Source organism: Micromonospora sp. NPDC050187, assembly GCF_044459745.1.
GTDB lineage: Bacteria > Actinomycetota > Actinomycetes > Mycobacteriales > Micromonosporaceae > Micromonospora.
Genome location: NZ_JBITJH010000001.1, coordinates 365,300 through 384,609, shown reverse-complemented (window position 1 = coordinate 384,609; position 19,310 = coordinate 365,300). Strand labels below are relative to the sequence as shown.

Here is a 19,310-nt window from a genome sequence, read left to right as displayed (position 1 = left end):
GTCGGCGATGACACGGTGACGGCCGGGAGGTGACGCGACAATGAGCGCAGCCGCCGACGCGCCCGTCGTGGTCGGGGTGAGCGGCTCGGAGGAGAGCCTGCCGGTGGTCCGGCTGGCCGCCCGCGAGGCGGCCGAGCACGGCCGGCGGCTCTGCGTGCTGCACGCCTTCAACTGGGAGGCGGCACTGGCCGCGCCGAGCCTCGCCGGAGCCCGGGCCGAGGCCGAGCGGGGGCTCACCCGGGCCGTCGAGGTGGCCGGTCGGGTGGCCCCCGACCTGCCGGTGGACGCACACGTCGTCGAGGGTGCGGCGGTGGCGGCGCTGCTACGGCAGTCCGAGTCGGCCTTCCTGGTCGTCGTCGGCGACGGCGGCATGGCCGCGCGGGACTGTGTGTCGCCCGAGGCGGCGGCCGTGCAGGTGGCCTCCCGGGCCGGCTGCCCGACCCTGGTGGCCCGGCTCGACCCGCCGCCGGAAGGCCCGGTCCTGGTCGGACTGGACGGCTCGCCCACCTCCCGGTTCGCGCTGGACTTCGCCTTCGACTGCGCCACCCGGCACGACGGCCGGCTCCGCGCGGTCCGGGTGGTCGAACCGGACGACGACGCCGAGCGGGCCGGGCGGGACGTCGGCGACCTGCTCGCCGAGCGGGGCGAGCGGCACCGGACGGTCACCGTCGAACGGGAGGTGGTGCTCGGCGACCCCGGCCAGGTGCTGATCGACCAGTCCCGGTCGGCCCGGCTGGTGGTGGTCGGCACCCGGGGCGACCAGCCCTGGCGGGGCCTGCTCGGCGCGGTCAGCCAGTCGCTGCTGTACCACGCGCCCGCCCCGGTGGTGTTCATCCGTGGGGTCACCGACGTGCCCCTGGAGTCACCGTGACCGACGGGTCGTCCCGCCCGGTGCTTCCGGGACCAACGACCCTGCGCCCACCGCAACGGGCCGACGAGGCTGGAACCGCCGGACGAATCCGCCGCTGGCGGATGCAGGATCCCCCGACCCGCGAGAGGCTTGTGCAGATGGACACCGCTCTGGAGCTGCCCGTCCCGCTGACCGACGACGAGCTTCGCCGGCTGGACGCCTACTGGCGGGCGGCCAACTACCTGACGGTCGGCCAGATCTACCTGCTGGACAATCCCCTGCTGCGGGAGCCGCTGCGCGTCGAGCACGTCAAACCCCGACTGCTCGGCCACTGGGGCACCAGCCCCGGCCTGAACCTGCTCTACGCGCACCTCAACCGGCTGATCGTCGACCGGAACCTGAGCGCCGTCTTCGTCACCGGCCCCGGTCACGGCGGTCCGGCCCTGGTGGCGAACACCTGGCTGGAGGGCACCTACAGCGAGCGGTACCACTCGGTCGGGCGCGACGGGTCCGGCATGGCCCGGCTGTTCCGCCAGTTCTCCTTCCCCGGTGGCATCCCCAGCCACGTGGCTCCGGAGGTGCCCGGCTCCATCCACGAGGGCGGCGAGCTGGGGTACGCCCTCAGCCACGCCTACGGCGCCGCGTTCGACAACCCCGACCTGCTGGTCGCCTGCGTGATCGGCGACGGCGAGGCGGAGACCGGCCCGCTGGCCGGCAGTTGGCTGTCCAACGTGTTCCTCAACCCGGCCCGTGACGGCGCGGTCCTGCCGATCCTGCACCTCAACGGCTACAAGATCGCCAGCCCGACGGTGCTGGGCCGGATCCCCACCGACGACCTGCTCGCCATGATGCGCGGCTTCGGCCACGAGCCGTACGTGGTCGAGGGCGACGACCCGGCGCGGGTGCACCAGGCGCTCGCCGCCACCCTGGACCGGGCGGTCGACGAGATCACCGCCATCCAGCGCCGGGCCCGGTCCGGGGAGACGGTCACCCGGCCCCGCTGGCCGATGGTCGTCCTGCGGACGCCGAAGGGCTGGACCGGCCCGGAGGTGGTCGACGGCAAGCAGGTCGAGGGGACCTACCGGGCCCACCAGGTGCCGCTCTCGAACATCCGGGACAGCCCGGAGCACCTGGCCGCGCTGGAGCGCTGGCTGCGGTCGTACCGGCCGGAGGAGCTCTTCGACGCCACCGGCGCGCCGGTGGCCGAGCTGACCGCGCTGCCACCGGCCGGGGACCGGCGGATGAGCGCCAACCCGGTCACCAACGGCGGGCAGGTGCTGCGTGATCTGGTCCTGCCGGACTTCCGCAAGTACGCGGCCGACGTACCCGAACCGGGCGCGGCCGGGGCCGGCGCGACCGGCGTCCTCGGCCCCTGGATACGCGACGTGATCACCGCCAACCCGCAGACGTTCCGCCTGTTCGGCCCCGACGAGGTCGCCTCGAACCGGCTCGACGCGGCGTTCGAGGTCACCGACCGCGTGTTCGTGGCCGGCACCGGCCCCGACGACGACCACCTCTCCGTCGACGGCCGGGTGATGGAGGTCCTCTCCGAGCACCTGTGCCAGGGCTGGCTGGAGGGCTATCTGCTGACCGGGCGGCACGGCGTCTTCACCAGCTACGAGGCGTTCATCCACATCGTCGACTCGATGGTCAACCAGCACGCCAAGTGGCTCAAGGTGACCCGGGGCATCCCCTGGCGGATGCCGCTCGCCTCGCTGAACTACCTGCTCTCCAGTCACGTGTGGCGGCAGGACCACAACGGTTTCTCGCATCAGGACCCGGGCTTCATCGACCACGTGATCAACAAGAAGGCCGAGGTGGTCCGGGTCTACCTCCCGCCGGACGCGAACACCCTGCTCTCCACGATGGACCACTGCCTGCGCAGCCGGCACTACATCAACGTGGTGGTCGCCGGCAAGCAGCCCGCGCCGAACTGGCTGACCATGGACGAGGCCGTCCAGCACTGCCGGCGCGGCCTGGGCATCTGGGACTGGGCCAGCACCGACGAGGGCAGCGAACCGGACGTGGTGCTCGCCTGCGCCGGGGACGTGCCGACGCTGGAGACGCTCGCCGCCGCCGACCTGGTCCGCCGGCACCTCCCCGACCTGAAGGTCCGGGTGGTCAACGTGGTCGACCTGATGCGGCTCCAGCCGCCGTCGGAGCACCCGCACGGGCTGCCGGACAACGAGTTCGACACCATCTTCACCCAGGACAAGCCGATCATCTTCGCCTACCACGGCTACCCGTGGCTGATCCACCGGCTCACCTACCGCCGGACGAACCACGGCAACCTGCACGTGCGCGGCTACAAGGAGGAGGGCACCACCACCACGCCCTTCGACATGGTGATGCTCAACGACCTGGACCGCTTCCACCTGGTCATCGACGTGATCGACCGGGTCCCGGGGCTGGCCGCCCGGGCCGCGCACCTGCGCCAGGAGATGATCGACGCCCGGCAGGAGTGCCGCGACCACACCCGGCGCTCCGGCGAGGACGCCCCCCGGGTGGCGGAGTGGCGCTGGGTCCGCGAGACCGACCCGACGAACCGGTAGTGACCGTCAACGAGAGGCAGGCATCATGAGCGACGAGGAGATTGTGGTCGGCTACGACGGCTCCCCGGACGCGGCGGCCGCCCTGGCCTGGGCGCTGGAGGAGGCCGGGCGGACCGGACAGCCGGTGCGGCTGGCGTACGTGTTCGAGTGGTTGACCGTGGGAGGATGGATCGGCCCCGGCATCGCCCCCGGCGCGTGGCCGGACGCCGCCGCCCGACAGCAGGTGGAGCAGCTCGTGCAGCGGGCGGTCACCGACACGGTCACGGCCAACCCGGGACTGACCGTGCACGGCGAGGTGTTCGACGGACCGCCCGCGCTGGTGCTCCAGGAACGTTCCGCCGAGGCGGCCCTGCTGGTGCTGGGCAGCCGGGGACACGGCGGGTTCACCGGCCTGCTGGCCGGCTCCACTGCGGTCTCGGTCACCGCCCACGCGCACTGCCCGGTCGTGGTGGTCCGCCGCGACACCCCGACCGCCACCGGGAAACGGGTCGTGGTCGGGGTGGACGGTTCGGAGATGTCGCTGGTCGCGCTCGGGTTCGCGGTGGAACGGGCCGCCGGGCGCAACGCCCCGCTGCACGTGGTGCGGGCCTGGGCCCCGACGCAGTGGCGGGCCCAGGGCTTCGACCCGGACGAGGCCCAGGCGACCGAGCAGGCCAACCTCGAGGAGTCCCTGCGACGGTGGCGGGAGGGTTTCCCGGACGTCCCGGTGACCACCGAGGTGCTCTCCGGCAACGCCGCCTCCGTGCTGGTGGGGGCGAGCCGGGACGCGCAGCTCGTGGTGATCGGCACCCGGGGGCGCGGCGGTCTGCGCGGGGCGCTGCTCGGGTCGGTCAGCCAGCAGGTGCTCCAACACGCGCACTGCCCGGTGGCGGTGATCCGGCAGCGGTGACCGGCGATCGGCTCAGCCCGGACCGGCGGCGGACCCGGGACCTGCCCCTGTTCGACCGGGTCGAAGGGCCCCCGACCCGGGACCGGTGGCACCGTGCGGGACCGGCCGCCGTGGCGCAGGATGGAGCCGCAAGCCCACCCGGAGCACCACCCGGGTACGGCACGATGGGGTGGAGACGAAAGGTCGTTACATGAGCCACGAGACGTCGGCACGCCCGCTGACCACCGCGTACGCGGAGGCCGCCGCCACCGCCGGCTACGCCCCCTCGGTGCACAACACCCAGCCCTGGAGCTGGCGGGTGCTGCCCGACGCGCTGGAGCTGCGGACGGCACCGGAGCGACGGCTCACCGCGACCGACCCGGAGGGACGGCTGCTCGCCCTGAGCTGCGGTGCCGCCCTGCACCACGCCCGGGTGGCGCTCACCGCCGAGGGCTGGACACCGGCAGTGGAACGCCTGCCCGACCCGGCCGACCCGGAGCTGCTGGCCCGGATCACCGGTTCCCGGCGGGCAGAGCCGGAGCCGGAGGCGATGCGGTTGGTGCAGTGCATGCAGGTCCGGCACACCGACCGCCGCCCGGTCAGCGAGGAGCAGGTGCCCACCGCCGCGATCGGCGAGATCACCCGGGCCGTCAGCGTGGCGGGCGGGCGGATGCAGATCCTCGACCGCGACCAGGTGCTGGAGCTGGCCGCCGCCGCGTCGCACGCCGAGTCGGTCGAGGCGGAGGACCCGCAGGTACGCGAGGAGCTGGCGTACTGGACCGACCGCGCGGACAGCGGCCTGGGCCTGCCACCGGAGGTGCTGCCCGAGCAGGCACCGCAGACCACCGTCCCGGCCCGGGACTTCGGTCGGGCCGGCACCCTGCCGATCGGCCCCGGGCACGACCGGGCCGCCGTGTACGCGCTGCTCCACGGTGACGAGGACGAGCCGGACAGCTGGCTGCGGGCCGGCGAGGCGCTCTCCGCCGCGTGGTTGGCCGCGACCCGACTCGGGGTGTCCGTGGTGCCGTTGAGCGGTGTGGTGGAGGTGGCCGGCACCCGGCAGACCCTGCGTCACCTGTTGGCCGGGATGGGTTTCCCGTACCTGGTCCTGCGGCTGGGCATCGCCGACCCGGCGCACGCCGGTCCACCGCACACCCCCCGGCTGCCCACCGCCCAGGTGGTGGACACCTCCGCCGTGCAGGGGCAGCTCTGACGGCGGGGGCCGCGCGCCGGTCACCCGGTCGTGGGGGCGGTCACGGCGCGCTCACGGGGTCGTCCGCCACGGTCACCGAGCGGTAGCATCCCCCGGTGGCCGCACCCGCCCCGACCCCGTCTCCCGAGCCGCAGCAGGGCATCCCGTCGTTGGGGTTGAGCCCGCTCTCCCGGGTCCGCCTCGACGAACTGCTCCAGGAGATGCTCGACCGGGTCGGCGACGTGGTTGCCAGCCGGGAACGGCTCCGCGCGCTGCTCGACGCGGTCGTCGGCATCAGCACCGACCTCGACCTGCACAGCACCCTGGAACGGATCGTACGGTCGGCGTGTGAGCTGGTCGGCGCCCGCTACGGCGCGCTCGGCGTGATCGGGCCGGACCGGATGCTGCACGACTTCATCGTGCACGGCATCTCCCCCGAGCTGCACGCGCAGATCGGCGACCTGCCCCACGGCCGGGGCGTGCTGGGGCTGCTCATCGGCGATCCGCGCCCGCTGCGCATGCCCGACATCACCCAGCACCCGAGGTCGTACGGGTTCCCGCCGAACCACCCGCCGATGCACACCTTCCTCGGCGTCCCGGTCCGCATCCGCGACCAGGTCTTCGGCAACCTCTACCTGGCCGAGAAGCAGGGCGGGATGGAGTTCACCGAGGACGACGAGGAGATCGTGGTGGCGCTCGCCGCCGCGGCCGGCGTGGCGATCGAGAACGCCCGCCTCTACGCGCTCGCCCACCGCCGGGAACGCTGGCTCGCCGCGACCGCCGAGATCACCTCGGTGCTCCTGGGCGAGGTACGCCGGACCGACGCGCTGGCCCTGGTCGCCCGCCGGGCCCGCGAGGTCGCCGAGGCGCAGCTGGCGTTGGTGCTCCTCTACGACGACGAGGCCGACCAGTTCACCGTCGAGGTCGTGGACGGCACCGGCGACCGGGTGGGGGAACTGCTCGGGGCGGTCCTCCCGGCCCCGGAGACCACGTTCCGCGGATCGGTCACCGAGCACCGGCACGAGCTGGTGGAGAACCTCGCCGAGGCCGCCCCCTGGCCCGCGCCGGTGACCAACGGACCGGCGGTGGTGTCTCCGCTGGCCGCCGGGGACACCCTGCACGGCGTGCTGGTCACGGCACACCTGCCGGACCGGGACGGCACCACCGACGACGACGTGGCCCTGCTGCGCAGCTTCGCCGGTCAGGCCGCGCTGGCCATGGAACGTGCCCGGGGGCAGGAGGAACGGGAACTGCTGGTGGTCCTGGAGGACCGGGAGCGGATCGCCCGCGACCTGCACGACGTCGTGATCCAGCGGTTGTTCGCCACCGGGTTGCAGTTGCAGAGTGCTGCCCCGATGTCGTCCCGCCCGGACGTCACCAAGCGGATCAACGCCGCCGTGGACGACCTCGACGCCACCATCCGGGACATCCGGCGCACCATCTTCGAGCTGCGGACGCCGATGAGCGCGGCGCTGCGCACCGACATCCGCGAGGCGATCGACGCGGCCGCCGAGTCTCTCGGGTTCCGCCCCGGACTGGACCTGGTCGGACCGATCGACAGCGCGGTACCCGAGTCGATCCGGCCGGACCTCCTGGCCGTCCTCCGCGAGGGGCTCTCCAACGCGGTACGCCACGCCCGGGCCGACCGGGTCGGCGTGCGGGTGCGGGTCGACGCGGGCCGTGTGACGGTGACCGTCACCGACGACGGCGTGGGCACGGATCCGTCCGCCGCCCGCAGCGGGTTGGTCAACCTGCGTGAGCGGGCCGAACGGCTCGGCGGCGAGTTCACCGTCCGTGCGGTCGACCCACACGGCACCGAGGTGTGCTGGGGCGTCCCGCTCGTCGACTGACCCTGCTCACCTCCACGGCGGTGAGCGGCGGACCGCGGTCCGTCGCGTAGGTCAGGCGGGGCACCACGACCCGGCGGACACCACCGGACCGACGGGCACCACCGGACCGACGGGACAGCCCTTGCGGACGCTGTCGAGCTGCCCGCACAGACGGGGCAGACATCCCACTGGCCGACCACAACCGCTCGCCACCGTCGCCCACACTTACTCGCCGTCGGTCACCCGCACCCGCTCGCCACAGCCGCTCGCCCGCACCCATTCGCCGCCGCTCACCGCAGCCGCCCGCCCGCACCCATTCGCCGCCGCGCGCCGCACCCGCCCGCCCGCACCCATTCGCCGCCGCGCGCCGCCGGTCACCCGCGCCCGCGCCGCAACCGTCGCCGGTGAGGCGGCGCGTCGGGACACCACCCCTTTCCGCTGTTCCCCCGTAGCAGCGACCGACGGACCTGCTCAGGGCCCTGAGGTCCACGTCCGTCGGGTGGTGGGCGCACGGACGGGGCAGCTCGACAGCGTCGCCAAGGTCAGACCTTCCCCCGGCCGGACCGCCGGCCCCCGTAGGGCGAACGCCATGACCACCCGACCCCGCCGGGTCAACGCGGGGCAACCGCCGGCCGGAACCGGCACGGGGCGGACCTCACGGCGGGCTCGACGCGACGGCACACTGTGGCGCCCGGAACGCGGCACGCCACGGCAGCCCGGCCGATTCGCTGCCGCCCCGGTCGCTCAGTGCCGCTGGCCGAGCAGGCGGGTGGCCAGCACCGCCGCCTGGGTGCGCCGTTCCAGGCCGAGCTTGGCCAGCACGCTGGAGACGTAGTTCTTGACGGTCTTCTCGGCGAGGAACATCCGACCGGCGATCTCCCGGTTGGTCAGCCCCTCGGCGACGTACTCCAGGATCCGCCGCTCCTGCTCGGTGAGCGACTGGAGCTCCCGGGGCTGTTCCACCCCGCTGCGGATGCGGTCCAGCACCCGGGTGGTGATCGCCGGGTCGAGCAGGGACTGCCCGGCCGCCACCCGGCGCACCGCGTCCACCAGGTCGGTGCCCCGGATCTGCTTGAGCACGTAGCCGGCGGCCCCCGCCATGATCGCCGCGAACAGCGCCTCGTCGTCCTCGTACGAGGTGAGGATCAGGCCCTTGATCGACGAGTCGACGGCCCGGACATCCCGACAGACGTCGATACCGTTGCCGTCAGGCAGCCGGGCGTCGAGGATCGCCACGTCCGGGCGGAGCGCGGGAATCCGGCGGGCCGCTTCCTGGGCGGAGCCGGACTCGCCGACCACCTCGATGTCACCGCTGTTGGTGAGCAGGTCGGCGAGGCCACGACGGACGACCTCGTGGTCGTCGAGCAGGAACACCCGGATCATCCCTCGTTTCTACCCCGTCCGAGGGGCACGAACACGGGCCGAAGGTCCCGAACACCGCACCCGGCGGCGGGCAGCTGGTCCCGACGGGTGGGGACGTCCGGCCCTGCCCGGTGACCGGATCGACGGCGCACCGTGGAGACGAACCTGGAGGAGCCCCGCACGACCGCCCGGAGGGACCAACACCATGCACGTCGGCTACACCGTCGAGCAGCTGCGCGCCGCGGCGGCGGACGCCGTCCGGGCGCCGTCGCTGCACAACACCCAGCCGTGGCGGTTCCGGCTGTACGAGGGGGGCATCGAGGTCGTCGTCGACCCGGCCCGCCGGCTGCCCGCCACCGACCCCAGCGGCTGGGGAACCCGGATCGCCTGCGGGGCGGCCCTGTACAACCTGCGGCTCGCCCTGGCGGCGGCCGGCACCCCGGCGTCGGTGCGGCTTCGGCCGTACCCGGGCGAACCGGATGTGGTGGCCCGGCTGGTGCCGGACCTGCCCCGCCGCCCCACCCCGACCGAGCAGAGCCTGCACGCCGCCATCCCGCACCGGTTCAGCAACCGCCGACCGTTCCGGCCCGACCCGGTGCCGGCCGACGTCCGTTGGCGGCTCGGCGAGGCGGCCCGGGCCGAGCAGTGCTGGCTCGAACTGGTGATCGGCACCAGCGCCGTGAACGCCTTCGGCGAACTCGCCCGCAGCGCGCACCGGGTGCTGGAACGGGACCCGGCCTACCGGGCCGAGCGGGTCGAGTGGACCCGCGCCGAACCGGCACCCGACGGCGTGCCGGCCACCGCCGGTGGCCCCCGGAGCGAACCGCAGGACCTGCTCCCGCAGCGTGGCTTCGGCACCCTCCACCGGGCGGCCGGGCGGGACTTCGAGCCGGAGCCCCTGGTGGCCGTGCTCATCGCCGCCGGCAACACCGCCACCGACCAGATCGTCGCCGGGCAGGCCCTGCAACGGGTGCTGCTGACCACCACCGACACCGGCCTGGCCGTGTCGTTGCTCTCCCAGCCGATCGAGGTGCCCGGGGCACGCGAGCAGCTGCGCCTGTCCCTGGGCCGGTTCGGCACCCCGCAGATGGTGATGCGGATCGGGTACGGCCAACCGGGACGACCCACCGCCCGCCGGGCCGTCGACGACGTGCTCGACCTGCCGATGGCGCACGGATTCCAGGTCCGAAAACAAACCGGCCCGCCACCGCTGATCGGATGACGAGCCGACATATGCTCTACAAAATTGCTGGTGGGCGATACTGGGTTTGAACCAGTGACCTCTTCCGTGTCAAGGAAGCGCGCTCCCACTGCGCCAATCGCCCAAGCCCCACAGGCGGGCCGCGAGCGGACGACGGGATTCGAACCCGCGACCCTCACCTTGGCAAGGTGATGCGCTACCAGCTGCGCTACGTCCGCACGTCCCCGGTGTGTCCCGGTGACGGGGTGAACTCTACCCGAACACAAGATCAGCCCGACACCGGGTATCCCCGACCGGACTCAGCCCTGGCCCCACCCCGGTCCCTGCGGCGGCTCCGGCTGCTGCCGCTGCCGGGGCGGCTGCGGCGGACCCGGCGGCTGCGGCGCCGTGCGCCCCGGCTGCGGGCCGGGCTGCGGCACCGGCTGCTGATGCGGCACCGGGCCGCCCGCACCCCAGCCCGGCAGCACACCGGCGGCGGCCTGCTCCGGCGAGGTCGGCTGCGCGACGATCGGCGCCGGCTGCGAGAGCGTGACCTGACCCGGCACCCCGGAGACCGGCTGCGCGGCCTCCCCAACGGGGGGCGGCGGCACCACCGGCAACGGGTCCATCGTCATCCGGGGCAGGGTGACGATCTCCGGATTGCACTCCACCGCCTGCACCACCGAGCCACGCCCCTCCCCCTTCACCAGGAGCAGGGCGTAGTCCGGCAGGTCCTGCAAGACCCGGGGCTCGACGGCGTACTCGTACACCCGCTGCGCGGCGGCGGCGTCGCTCCAGTTCGCCCCGCTCGCCACCGACTGCGTCTGACTCCAGGTCCGGCTCCGGCTCCAGTTGCGGCTCCGCTGCTTGATCAGCGACTTCCCCTCGCCCCGGGACCCCTCGCTGCCCCCCTCGGTCTCCGACCCGCCCTCGGAGTTGGCCAGGGTGTGCGTCTGGTCCCCGCCCAGGGTGCGGGTCAGCCCGCTGAGCACGAACCGGTGCTGCCGGCCGATGAACTCCGCCGCCTGCTGCGCCTCCCGGTGGTTGCCCAGCCGCATGAACGCCACCTCGCCGCCCCCGAGGGCGTGCAGCGACTGCTCCCGGAGGTGCGCGAAGAAGAGCACCAGACGGATGCCGCGCCGCTCGCAGAGCGAGCCCAGCCGCTCGATCTGCCGGTGGTGCAGGTCGTCCGCACCGACCAGCACGATCGACCCGCCGCTGATCGCCTCCCGGCTCACCCGCCGGATCAACCACTGCACCAGCAGGTCCTTGAGCAACTCGTGCTGGGCGCTGCGGCCGTCCCGGTCGGCGACCAGGCAGGACAGCTCGGCCGTGGGCGGCCCCCCGGCGGCCTGCCCCAACCCCGTCAGCGGACGCAGGAAGCTCTCCAACCGGCGCACGTGCTGGTGGGCCTGCCGACGGGCCTCCTCCGGCATCAGCCCCGCCACCAGCGCGCACTCGATCTCGCTGAGCGCCGGCTGGCCGGGCCGGTCGGTCAGCACCCGCAGGCCGGCGACCAGCCGCGCGATGCTCACGTCCTCCCCGAGCACCTCGCAGAGCTCGCCCAGCAGCATCGTGTCCCGGTGCCGGTCGGCGCGGTCACCGCCGGCGCCCTCGCCGTACATCGACTCGACCAGCAGGTCGACCAGCTCCCGGGAGGAGAGGCCGGCGAGCAGGTCCAGGTCGCGCAGGCCGGACGGGAACCCGGTGACCCGCACCGACCGACCGGTCTGCTCGGCCAGGGTCATCAGCTCGCCGCAGAGCGCCTCACCGGTGAAGTCCACCAGCGTCATCGGCCCCCGGGTGCTCAGCAACGACCCCCCGAAGACGGTCAGCAGCGCCTCCCAGCCGTAGCTGGTGCCGCCGACCACGTCGATGCGGCGGGTGCCCGGGGACGGGGTCGCCGCACCCCACTCGTACATCTGCGCCAACGCCTGCTGCTGCTGGTGCTCGAAGGCCGCGCAGCGCGCGTCCCACCCCGCCCTGGCCTGCTCGTACGTGGTGCGGACCTGCTCCTGGGCGGTGGCCAGGTCCCGCTCGGCCTGGTACTTGAGCAGCCAGACGACCACCGCCCCGCCGATGCCGCCGAACGCCGAGAGGATCATCAGGAACATCACGAGCGCGCCGACCGGCTCGCCGAGGGCGGTGGCGAACCGCTGGCAGCAACCGAGCAGCACCGCCAGCCCGAGACCGACCCCCAGGGCCACCCCCATCCGGCGCATCGCCCGTTGCCGGGCGGTGGCGGCCCGGGTGACCAGCTCCGGCGGGACGATCCCCGGCTCCGGCGGCGGCTCGGGGAAGCGCCGTCGGTAGAGGCTGGAGTCCTGGTAGATCCAGCCGAACCGCTCACCGGGCACGGCGAGCCGGGGCAGCGGGTTGTCACGGTGCGCGATCTCGGTCATGGGGCAGGGAGCCGCCTTCCACACTGGCACGATCCACGATCGAATTCGCAGTTAACCAGGCACCTGCCGAATCGAGAAGACCACCGTCCGCTACCGGGCGGTACGGGGCCTAGAGTTGTCCGGTCCCCGTCACCGGCCCGAGGAGCCATCATGGGCAGTGCCGTCGTGGCCGTCCTCCTGCTGCTGCTGGCGGTCGGGGTCTCGACCGCCTTCTCCCGGTGGCGGCGACGGACCGGGCGGAAGGCGTCCGGACCGGCCGGGGTGGACGCACGTCCGGGGCGGGACAAGCCGTCCCTGCCGGAACGCTGGCGGCTCCGGTCCGCCCGCTGGCTGCGCCGGCCCGGGGAGCCCCGGCGTCCGGTGGTGCCGGAGGAGGTCACCCTCATCTGCCTCACCTGCCAGGGCCGGGGGTGGATCGACCGGCGGGAACGGACCCTGACCTTCACCGGCACCGGCTTCGCGGACGTGGAGAACCCGCCCGCGATGTGCGAGACGTGCGGGGGTTCCGGCCGGGTGACCCGCTGATCCGTCGGCGCGGGTCCCGCAGCACGGACCGGGCAGAAGCAGAGTCCCACCGCGACCCGCACAGCAGTCGGCCCGCTACCGAATCTCCGGTAACGGGCCGAACCTGTTCATCCAACTGGTGGGCGATACTGGGTTTGAACCAGTGACCTCTTCCGTGTCAAGGAAGCGCGCTCCCACTGCGCCAATCGCCCTCGTCTACTGCCGAGGTGGAGACGGGATTTGAACCCGTGTACACGGCTTTGCAGGCCGTTGCCTCGCCTCTCGGCCACTCCACCGAGGTTGCCCCCGCATACGTGGCGGCATCTCTCCGAGCGGACGACGGGATTCGAACCCGCGACCCTCACCTTGGCAAGGTGATGCGCTACCAGCTGCGCTACGTCCGCACGCCCCCGGCGTTTCCCGGTGACGGATGAGAACTTTAGCCGAGCACGGGAACGCTTGCCAAATCGGGGGGATATCCGGTGCGTTCCGCCCACCCCGCACGCGCTCCCGTGGCAGGCCGGGCGGGCACCGGACGGTAGTGGAGGAGGTCGAGGTCACCACCGGTGAGCTTCCTAGGAGCCTGGCCAGAATGGCCTCTGGCGCGCGGAGACCGCAGTGCCGTTCCAGCGTCCGCGGCGCGGGCCCGTGCCGGCCGGGAACCGTCGGACTGCCGAGCCCCTCCGGCAGCTCCTCGACGGCAGGCCGGAGCGGTAACTCCCCGTGAGCGGGCGGATGGGCTACGGTAGCCGCGTGACGAGACGTGCCGCTGAGATCCGCCTGGATGCCCTGCTGCGCACGGCGTGTGACGTGATCGTGGAACGTGGCCTGGCCAACACCCGCACCGCCGACGTGGCACAGGCGGCCGGAGTCAGTCAGGCGCTGGTCTTCTACCACTTCGCCACCAAGGACCGCCTGCTGGAGCAGGCGTTCGCCTACGCGGTCGAGCAGGACCTGGCCCGCCTGGACACGGTGGTCCGCTCCTCCGCCACCCCGTTGGCCAAGCTCAAGAAGATCCTGCGGATCTACACACCGTCCGGGCGCTCCACCTCCTGGTCGCTCTGGATCGACGGCTGGTCCGAGTCGCTACGCACGCCGGAGCTGGAGAAGGTCTGCCGCCGCCTCGACCTGCGCTGGCGTCAGGATCTCGCCGCGGTCATCGCGGCCGGCGTCGAGGACGGCACCTTCGAGTGCGCCGACCCGGCCGGCGCGGCCTGGCGGATCAACGCGGTGATGGACGGGCTCGCGGTGCAACTCGCCGTGCACCACCGGGTGATCACCCGACGCCAGTTCGCCGACTGGATCCGCCTGGTCACCGCGCGGGAGCTGGGCCTGGACCCGGCCGAACTCGACTGAGTCGCCGGGTTCCCCGGGCCAGGTGGTCCCTCGGGCCGGCCAGGCCGGATCCGGGCCGGGTGGTCCCTCGGGTCGGCCAGGCCGGATCCGGGCCGGGTGCCCCCTCGGGTCAGCTGAGGCGGAAACCGCCCCGCCCGGACAGCGGAACGGGACAATCGCGGCATGGACCTGCTGGAGACGTACCGGCGCAGCCTGGCGGAGTTCACCGACCGGGTCGGTCGGGTCGACCCGGGGCAGTGGTCGGCACCGACGCCCTGCCCGGAGTGGAACGTCCGCGCCCTGGTCGCGCACGTGGTCACTGAGGACCGGTGGGCGGTGCCCCTGCTGGACGGCGCGACCGTCGAGTCGGTCGGTGACCGGTTCACCGGCGACCAGCTCGGCGACGACCCGGTCGAGGCGGCCCGGGACGCAGCACGGCAGGCCGAACAGGTCGCCAGCGTCCCGGGGACGACGGAGCGGACCGTCCACCTCTCGACCGGGCCGACGCCGGCCCGGGAGTACCTCCACCAGCTCGTCGCCGAACACCTGGTGCACGGCTGGGACCTGGCCGTGGCGATCGGCGCGGACTCCCGGCTCGACCGGGACGCCGTCCGCGAGTGCGCCCGGTGGTTCACCGGACGGGTCGCCGACTACCAGGCGGGCAAGCTGGTCCGCCCCGGGGTGGACGTGCCCGCCGACGCCGACGAGCAGGACCGGATGCTCGCCCTGTTCGGCCGCGATCCGGCCTGGACGCCGGGAGGCTGACCCGCGCTCCCCACCACGGCGGTCGCCCGCCCGCGCCTCACCGGGACGACGGCTGGGGCGTGCCGCTCCCCGGCGGCGGCCCGGAGAGTCGGCGGCGGGCCGGCGGGTGCACGTTGGCCCGCGACAGCTCGCCGCCGTAGTGGGCGAGCACCCGGTGGTCCATCACCCGTCGCCACAGCGGCGGCACCAGGGCGGCGACCACCATGGTCGCGTACCCGGCGGGCAGTTGCGGGGCGGAGTCGAAGCTGCGCAGCGTCTGGTAGCGGCGCAGCGGGTTGGCGTGGTGGTCGCTGTGCCGCTGGAGCTGGAAGAGGAAGACGTTGGTGACCGTACGGTCGCTGTTCCAGCTGTGTCGGGGGTCGACCTTCTCGTAGCGGCCGGTGGCGGTGCGCTGCCGGGCCAGCCCGTAGTGCTCCAGGTAGTTGACCGCCTCCAGGAGCGAGAACCCGACCACCGCCTGCGCCGCCAGCAGGAGGAGCACCGCCGGGCCGAAGACGACCACCAGGACGGCCACCAGGAGCACCGTCATGGCCCAGGCGTGCAGCACCTCGTTGCGCCACGTCCACGGGGTGCGTCCGCGCAGCCGGAACCGATTGGTCTCCAGACGCCAGGCGGAGCGCAGGCTGCCGACGACGGTACGCGGCCAGAACGCCCAGAAGCTCTCCCCCAGCCGGGCGCTGGCCGGATCCTGCGGAGTGGCCACCCGGACGTGATGCCCCCGGTTGTGCTCCACCTGGAAGTGCCCGTACCCGGTGGGCGCCAGGGCGATCTTGGCGAGCCAGCGTTCCGTCCGCTCCCGCTTGTGCCCCAGCTCGTGTGCGGTGTTGATGGCGATGCCGTTGACGATGCCGAGGGTGACGGCCACCCCGGCTCCGGCCACCGCACCGGGCTCGTCACGGACCCAGACCGCGCAGCCCAGCACCAGTCCGGCGTACTGCGCGGGCAGGTAGAGGAAGGTCAACCAGCGGTAGTAGCGCTCGCCGGACAGCCGGGGCACCGCCTCCTCCGGCGGGTTGTCGTGGTCGTCCCCGACGAGCAGGTCCACCACCGGGATCGCACCGAAGACCAGCAGCGGGGCGAGCCACCAGGCCCACCACCCGCCGGTGGCGTCCCACACCAGCCAGCTCAGGAAGGGCAGCCCCGGCACCAGCAGGGCCAGCGGCCAGAGCGGGCGGCGCGGGTCCCGCCAGGCGGCCGGCGGCGGGGTCGGAGCGATGCCGTCGGCCATGCCAACCTCCGATCAGCGGCTACCTCGACTGTGACATGGGACACGCTTCTTTACAAGAGGACAGATTTTGTCAAATATCGATGGATCTATCGGTGGCCCGCACCGACCCCGGCGGCACCCACCGGGCAGAATTCACCGGGTGTCCGAGATCTCCGCGGCCTTCGTCCGGCTGCACGCCCGGCTCGCCCCCGTCGCCTTCGTCCCCGAGGTGCGACTGCACCAGGCCGACGAACCGATCGGGCTCTGGGAGCTGACCGAGGGCGAGTTCCGCAGCGCCCAGCCACCGCCGTTCTGGGCCTTCGCCTGGGCCGGCGGTCAGGCCCTGGCCCGGTACGTGCTCGACCACCCGGAGACCGTCGCCGGCCGGCGGGTGCTCGACCTCGCCTCCGGCTCCGGCCTGGTCGCGGTCGCCGCCGTCCGCGCCGGGGCCGCCGCGGTCCGCGCGGTGGAAATCGACGAGCGGGCGGTCGCCGCCGTCGCGCTCAACGCCGAGGCCAACGGGGTACGCGTCGACGCGGAACTCGGCGACGTCCTCGACGACCCCGACGCCGGGACGGCCGAGGTGGTGCTCGCCGGGGACGTCTTCTACAGCGCGGCGATGGCCAACCGGATGCTGCGCTTCCTGCTCCGCGCCACCCGGGCCGGGGCGCGGGTGCTGGTCGGCGATCCCGGCCGGGCCTTCCTCCCCCGCGAGCGGTTCACCGAACTGGCCGCCTACGACGTGCCGGTGCCCCCGGCGCTGGAGAGCGTCCGGGTCCGGCACACCACCGTCTGGGAACTCAGACCCGGCCGTCCCCGTGCCGACGGTTGACGTGTCCGACGTGCTGTTCCGGGGCTGGGGCCCGGCGCTGGCCGTCGACGCCCCCGACACGGTGCCCGTCGCCGACCACCTCGGCGCCACCCACCTGCTGGTGACCCGGCACGCCCTGGTCCGGCAGGTGCTCGCCGACCCGGTGACCTGGCGACCCGACAACGCGCTGGACGCGGTCACCCCGATCCCGGTCGCCGCGCTGCGGGTCCTCGCCGGTCACCGGTTCCGGCTGCCGCCGACCCTGGCCAACAACTCCGGCCCGAGCCACCCCGGGATCCGGGCGCTGGTCGCCGAGGCGCTGCACCCGGAGCGGGTCGCCGCCCAGCAGCCCTGGCTGACCGGGCTGGTCGACGAGCGGGTCGGCCGGCTCACCGCCGCACTGGACGCCGGGACGGCCGTGGACCTCCACGCCGGGCTCGCCGCCGACCTGCCGTTGCTGGTGCTGGCCCGCCTGGTCGAGTTGCCGGACGCCCCGGTCGGCGCGGTCAAGGAGTTCGCCCGCGCCGCGCTGGAACTCTTCTGGGCCCCGCTCGACGCCGACCGGCAGCAGGCCCTCGCCGTCGAGGTGGGCCGCTTCCACCGGGTGCTGCGGGAGTTCGCCGCCACCGGCGGTGGGCTGACCGCCCGGTTGCGGGCCGCCGGCCATCCCCCGGACGTGGTGGTCGGCGCGCTGTTCTTCCTGCTGGTGGCGGGACAGGAGACCACCTCCCAGTTCCTCACCCTGCTGCTGCACCGGCTCACCGGCGAACCGGCGGTGCTGGCCGGGCTCCGCGCCGGCGCGGTGCCGGTGGCCGACGTGGTGGAGGAGGGACTGCGGCTGGAGCCACCGATCGTCACCTGGCGGCGGGTCGCCACGGCGGACACCACGCTGGGCGGGACGCCGGTGCGGCGGGGCACCAGCGTGGTGCTCTGGCTGGCCCGGGCCGGACGGGACCCGGCCGTGGTGGCCGAGCCGGGGCACTTCCGCCCCGGTCAGCGCGGCTCCCGCCGCCACCTGGCGTTCGGCGCGGGCGCGCACCGCTGCGTCGGGGCGCACCTGGCGCGGATGGAGGCGGCCGTGGTGGTGACCCGCACGGCGGAGCTGCTGACCGGCGTGGAGGTGGTCCGTGCGCCGTGGTGCCCGGACAACCTGACCTTCCGGATGCCGGACACCTTCCTGGTACGCCGGGCCGACCGTCGACCCTGACGAAGATCAGTGGTCGACCGGGTCGGTCGACAGTGGGGAGTCGAGGTCCACGGCCGTTAACGTCCGGTCATGATGACCCTACGTCACGGCGGCCGGGCGGTCGCCGTACTCCTGGCCCTGACGGCGACGCTGGCACCCGGCGGCGCGGTCGCCGCCGGATCCACGCCCGCTCCCGCGCTGACCCTGCCCGCGCCGACCGGCCCGCACCCGGTCGGCACCACCTGGCTGCACCTGACCGACCACGACCGGCCCGACCCGTGGCAGCCGGAGCAGTCCCGCGAGCTGATGGTGTCGATGTGGTACCCGGCGGCGGCCCCGGCCGGCGCACCCGCCCCCTACACCACGGCGGCGGTCTCCGCCCGCGTCGTCGCCGGCACCGGACTGCCGCTCCCGCCGGACGTGCTCACCACGGTCCGCACCCACGCCCGCCGGGACGCCCCGGTGCGGCCGAACCGGCACGGCTGGCCGCTGGTGCTGCTCTCCCCCGGCTTCTCGCTCAGCCGGGAGTCGCTCACCGGGCTCGCCGAGGAACTGGCCAGCCGGGGGTACGTGGTCGCCGGCATCGACCACCCGTACGAGGCGTACGGCGTCGAGTTCCCCGACGGCCGGGTCGTCGGCTGCCTGGCCTGCGACGAGTGGGGCGACGGCACCGCGCAGAAGGTGATCGCGGGACGGACCGCCGACGTGTCGTTCCTGCTGGACCGGCTCACCGGGCCACGACCGGTCTGGCGGGGCTTCGTCGACCGGCAGCGCGTCGCCATGGTCGGTCACTCCATCGGAGGCGCGTCGGCGGTCCGCACGCTGGTCACCGACGTACGGGTGGACGCCGCCGCCAACCTGGACGGGACGCTGTTCACCCCGGTCGGGCCCACCGTGCGGCCGGTCATGCTGGTCGGCGCCGAGCGGCCGGCGGACCACAGCTGGGTGCGGGACTGGCCCGACCTGGGCGGCTGGAAACGCTGGCTGACGGTGACCGGCAGCGGGCACATGTCCTTCACCGACCGGCCGGTGCTCGGCGCGCAGCTCGGTCAGGACCCGGGGGCGATCCCGGCGGAGCGGCAGATGCTGATCACCCGGGAGTACGTGGCGGCCTTCGTCGACCGGCACCTGCGGGCCCGCCCCGCGCCGCTGCTCGACGGCCCGGACCCCGCGTACCCCGAGGTGACCTTCCGGTGAGACCGGGTCCGCCGGGCGGGCGCACCGCCCGGCGGACCGGCTCGGCCACGCCCCGCCCCCCGGCGGCTGA

The 19,310-nt window shown here is 73.9% G+C and carries 15 protein-coding genes and 5 tRNA genes; 12 read left to right on the top strand and 8 right to left on the bottom strand.

What is annotated here, in order from left to right; translation table 11 throughout:
* The first annotated feature begins 40 nt into the window (after window positions 1-40).
* From ACIBJE_RS01740 to ACIBJE_RS01720, 5 genes are all read left to right on the top strand, one after another.
* The gene (locus ACIBJE_RS01740) at window positions 41-871 is read left to right on the top strand and encodes a universal stress protein (RefSeq protein ID WP_396741673.1); all 831 of its coding nucleotides are present in this window, start codon (window positions 41-43) and stop codon (window positions 869-871) included.
* Between the two features lie 137 nt (window positions 872-1,008).
* Window positions 1,009-3,402, top strand: a complete 2,394-nt coding sequence (locus ACIBJE_RS01735; protein ID WP_396741671.1) for a phosphoketolase — start codon at window positions 1,009-1,011, stop codon at window positions 3,400-3,402.
* 25 nt (window positions 3,403-3,427) lie between these two features.
* The gene (locus tag ACIBJE_RS01730; RefSeq protein ID WP_396741669.1) at window positions 3,428-4,291 is read left to right on the top strand and encodes a universal stress protein; all 864 of its coding nucleotides are present in this window, start codon (window positions 3,428-3,430) and stop codon (window positions 4,289-4,291) included.
* 190 nt (window positions 4,292-4,481) lie between these two features.
* Window positions 4,482-5,483: an Acg family FMN-binding oxidoreductase gene (locus ACIBJE_RS01725; RefSeq protein WP_396741667.1), complete on the top strand. Its 1,002-nt coding sequence runs from the start codon at window positions 4,482-4,484 to the stop codon at window positions 5,481-5,483.
* A gap of 155 nt (window positions 5,484-5,638) precedes the next feature.
* Window positions 5,639-7,312 (top strand): GAF domain-containing protein, encoded by a 1,674-nt coding sequence (locus ACIBJE_RS01720; protein WP_396742219.1) that lies wholly within the window; start codon window positions 5,639-5,641, stop codon window positions 7,310-7,312.
* Window positions 7,313-8,035: 723 nt separating this feature from the next.
* Here the strand turns inward: ACIBJE_RS01720 and ACIBJE_RS01715 are convergent.
* Complete coding sequence (locus tag ACIBJE_RS01715) at window positions 8,036-8,674, bottom strand: response regulator (protein ID WP_396741665.1); 639 nt, start codon at window positions 8,672-8,674, stop codon at window positions 8,036-8,038.
* A gap of 184 nt (window positions 8,675-8,858) precedes the next feature.
* Between ACIBJE_RS01715 and ACIBJE_RS01710 the strand changes: the two genes are divergently transcribed.
* The gene (locus tag ACIBJE_RS01710; protein WP_396741663.1) at window positions 8,859-9,875 is read left to right on the top strand and encodes an Acg family FMN-binding oxidoreductase; all 1,017 of its coding nucleotides are present in this window, start codon (window positions 8,859-8,861) and stop codon (window positions 9,873-9,875) included.
* A gap of 28 nt (window positions 9,876-9,903) precedes the next feature.
* On the opposite strand, the gene ACIBJE_RS01705 is transcribed toward ACIBJE_RS01710, so the two are convergent.
* The 3 genes from ACIBJE_RS01705 to ACIBJE_RS01695 form a co-directional block, all read right to left on the bottom strand.
* A tRNA-Val gene (locus ACIBJE_RS01705) sits at window positions 9,904-9,978 on the bottom strand.
* Between the two features lie 21 nt (window positions 9,979-9,999).
* Window positions 10,000-10,072 (bottom strand) — tRNA-Gly (locus ACIBJE_RS01700).
* Between the two features lie 81 nt (window positions 10,073-10,153).
* Window positions 10,154-12,235 (bottom strand): hypothetical protein, encoded by a 2,082-nt coding sequence (locus ACIBJE_RS01695; RefSeq protein ID WP_396741661.1) that lies wholly within the window; start codon window positions 12,233-12,235, stop codon window positions 10,154-10,156.
* Window positions 12,236-12,385: 150 nt separating this feature from the next.
* On the opposite strand from ACIBJE_RS01695, the gene ACIBJE_RS01690 reads away from it, so the two are divergent.
* Window positions 12,386-12,760, top strand: a complete 375-nt coding sequence (locus tag ACIBJE_RS01690) for a hypothetical protein (protein ID WP_396741660.1) — start codon at window positions 12,386-12,388, stop codon at window positions 12,758-12,760.
* Between the two features lie 116 nt (window positions 12,761-12,876).
* Here ACIBJE_RS01690 and ACIBJE_RS01685 read toward each other — a convergent pair.
* The 3 genes from ACIBJE_RS01685 to ACIBJE_RS01675 all read right to left on the bottom strand — a co-directional run bounded on the left by ACIBJE_RS01685 (window position 12,877) and on the right by ACIBJE_RS01675 (window position 13,143).
* Window positions 12,877-12,951: transfer RNA gene (locus tag ACIBJE_RS01685), tRNA-Val, on the bottom strand.
* Between the two features lie 13 nt (window positions 12,952-12,964).
* Window positions 12,965-13,035 (bottom strand) — tRNA-Cys (locus ACIBJE_RS01680).
* Between the two features lie 35 nt (window positions 13,036-13,070).
* Window positions 13,071-13,143 (bottom strand) — tRNA-Gly (locus tag ACIBJE_RS01675).
* A gap of 349 nt (window positions 13,144-13,492) precedes the next feature.
* On the opposite strand from ACIBJE_RS01675, the gene ACIBJE_RS01670 reads away from it, so the two are divergent.
* Together ACIBJE_RS01670 and ACIBJE_RS01665 are read left to right on the top strand one after the other, a co-directional pair.
* Window positions 13,493-14,095 carry a TetR/AcrR family transcriptional regulator gene (locus tag ACIBJE_RS01670; protein WP_396741658.1) on the top strand — a complete coding sequence of 201 codons (603 nt, stop codon included), beginning with the start codon at window positions 13,493-13,495 and terminating at the stop codon, window positions 14,093-14,095.
* A gap of 162 nt (window positions 14,096-14,257) precedes the next feature.
* Window positions 14,258-14,839, top strand: coding sequence for a TIGR03086 family metal-binding protein (locus ACIBJE_RS01665; protein ID WP_396741656.1), 582 nt, complete (start codon window positions 14,258-14,260; stop codon window positions 14,837-14,839).
* A gap of 37 nt (window positions 14,840-14,876) precedes the next feature.
* Here the strand turns inward: ACIBJE_RS01665 and ACIBJE_RS01660 are convergent, their stop codons facing one another.
* The gene (locus ACIBJE_RS01660; protein ID WP_396741654.1) at window positions 14,877-16,067 is read right to left on the bottom strand and encodes an alkane 1-monooxygenase; all 1,191 of its coding nucleotides are present in this window, start codon (window positions 16,065-16,067) and stop codon (window positions 14,877-14,879) included.
* 139 nt (window positions 16,068-16,206) lie between these two features.
* Between ACIBJE_RS01660 and ACIBJE_RS01655 the strand changes: the two genes are divergently transcribed.
* From ACIBJE_RS01655 to ACIBJE_RS01645, 3 genes are all read left to right on the top strand, one after another.
* A complete protein-coding gene (locus tag ACIBJE_RS01655) occupies window positions 16,207-16,878 on the top strand; it encodes a class I SAM-dependent methyltransferase (RefSeq protein ID WP_396741652.1) in 672 nt (223 codons plus the stop codon).
* A gap of 1 nt (window position 16,879) precedes the next feature.
* Window positions 16,880-18,064 carry a cytochrome P450 gene (locus ACIBJE_RS01650; RefSeq protein WP_396741651.1) on the top strand — a complete coding sequence of 395 codons (1,185 nt, stop codon included), beginning with the start codon at window positions 16,880-16,882 and terminating at the stop codon, window positions 18,062-18,064.
* A 69-nt stretch (window positions 18,065-18,133) separates the two neighbouring features.
* Window positions 18,134-19,240, top strand: a complete 1,107-nt coding sequence (locus ACIBJE_RS01645; RefSeq protein WP_396741649.1) for an alpha/beta hydrolase family protein — start codon at window positions 18,134-18,136, stop codon at window positions 19,238-19,240.
* Window positions 19,241-19,310 lie beyond the last annotated feature (70 nt).

Bases quoted from the DNA above. Each gene is read 5' to 3' on its own strand.
- ACIBJE_RS01715 (WP_396741665.1), bottom strand. From the start codon at position 8,674: ATGATCCGGGTGTTCCTGCTCGACGACCACGAGGTCGTCCGTCGTGGC.
- ACIBJE_RS01645 (WP_396741649.1), top strand. From the start codon at position 18,134: ATGATGACCCTACGTCACGGCGGCCGGGCGGTCGCCGTACTCCTGGCC.
- ACIBJE_RS01665 (WP_396741656.1), top strand. From the start codon at position 14,258: ATGGACCTGCTGGAGACGTACCGGCGCAGCCTGGCGGAGTTCACCGAC.
- ACIBJE_RS01660 (WP_396741654.1), bottom strand. From the start codon at position 16,067: ATGGCCGACGGCATCGCTCCGACCCCGCCGCCGGCCGCCTGGCGGGAC.
- ACIBJE_RS01735 (WP_396741671.1), top strand. From the start codon at position 1,009: ATGGACACCGCTCTGGAGCTGCCCGTCCCGCTGACCGACGACGAGCTT.
- ACIBJE_RS01725 (WP_396741667.1), top strand. From the start codon at position 4,482: ATGAGCCACGAGACGTCGGCACGCCCGCTGACCACCGCGTACGCGGAG.
- ACIBJE_RS01690 (WP_396741660.1), top strand. From the start codon at position 12,386: ATGGGCAGTGCCGTCGTGGCCGTCCTCCTGCTGCTGCTGGCGGTCGGG.
- ACIBJE_RS01695 (WP_396741661.1), bottom strand. From the start codon at position 12,235: ATGACCGAGATCGCGCACCGTGACAACCCGCTGCCCCGGCTCGCCGTG.
- ACIBJE_RS01710 (WP_396741663.1), top strand. From the start codon at position 8,859: ATGCACGTCGGCTACACCGTCGAGCAGCTGCGCGCCGCGGCGGCGGAC.
- ACIBJE_RS01730 (WP_396741669.1), top strand. From the start codon at position 3,428: ATGAGCGACGAGGAGATTGTGGTCGGCTACGACGGCTCCCCGGACGCG.
- ACIBJE_RS01740 (WP_396741673.1), top strand. From the start codon at position 41: ATGAGCGCAGCCGCCGACGCGCCCGTCGTGGTCGGGGTGAGCGGCTCG.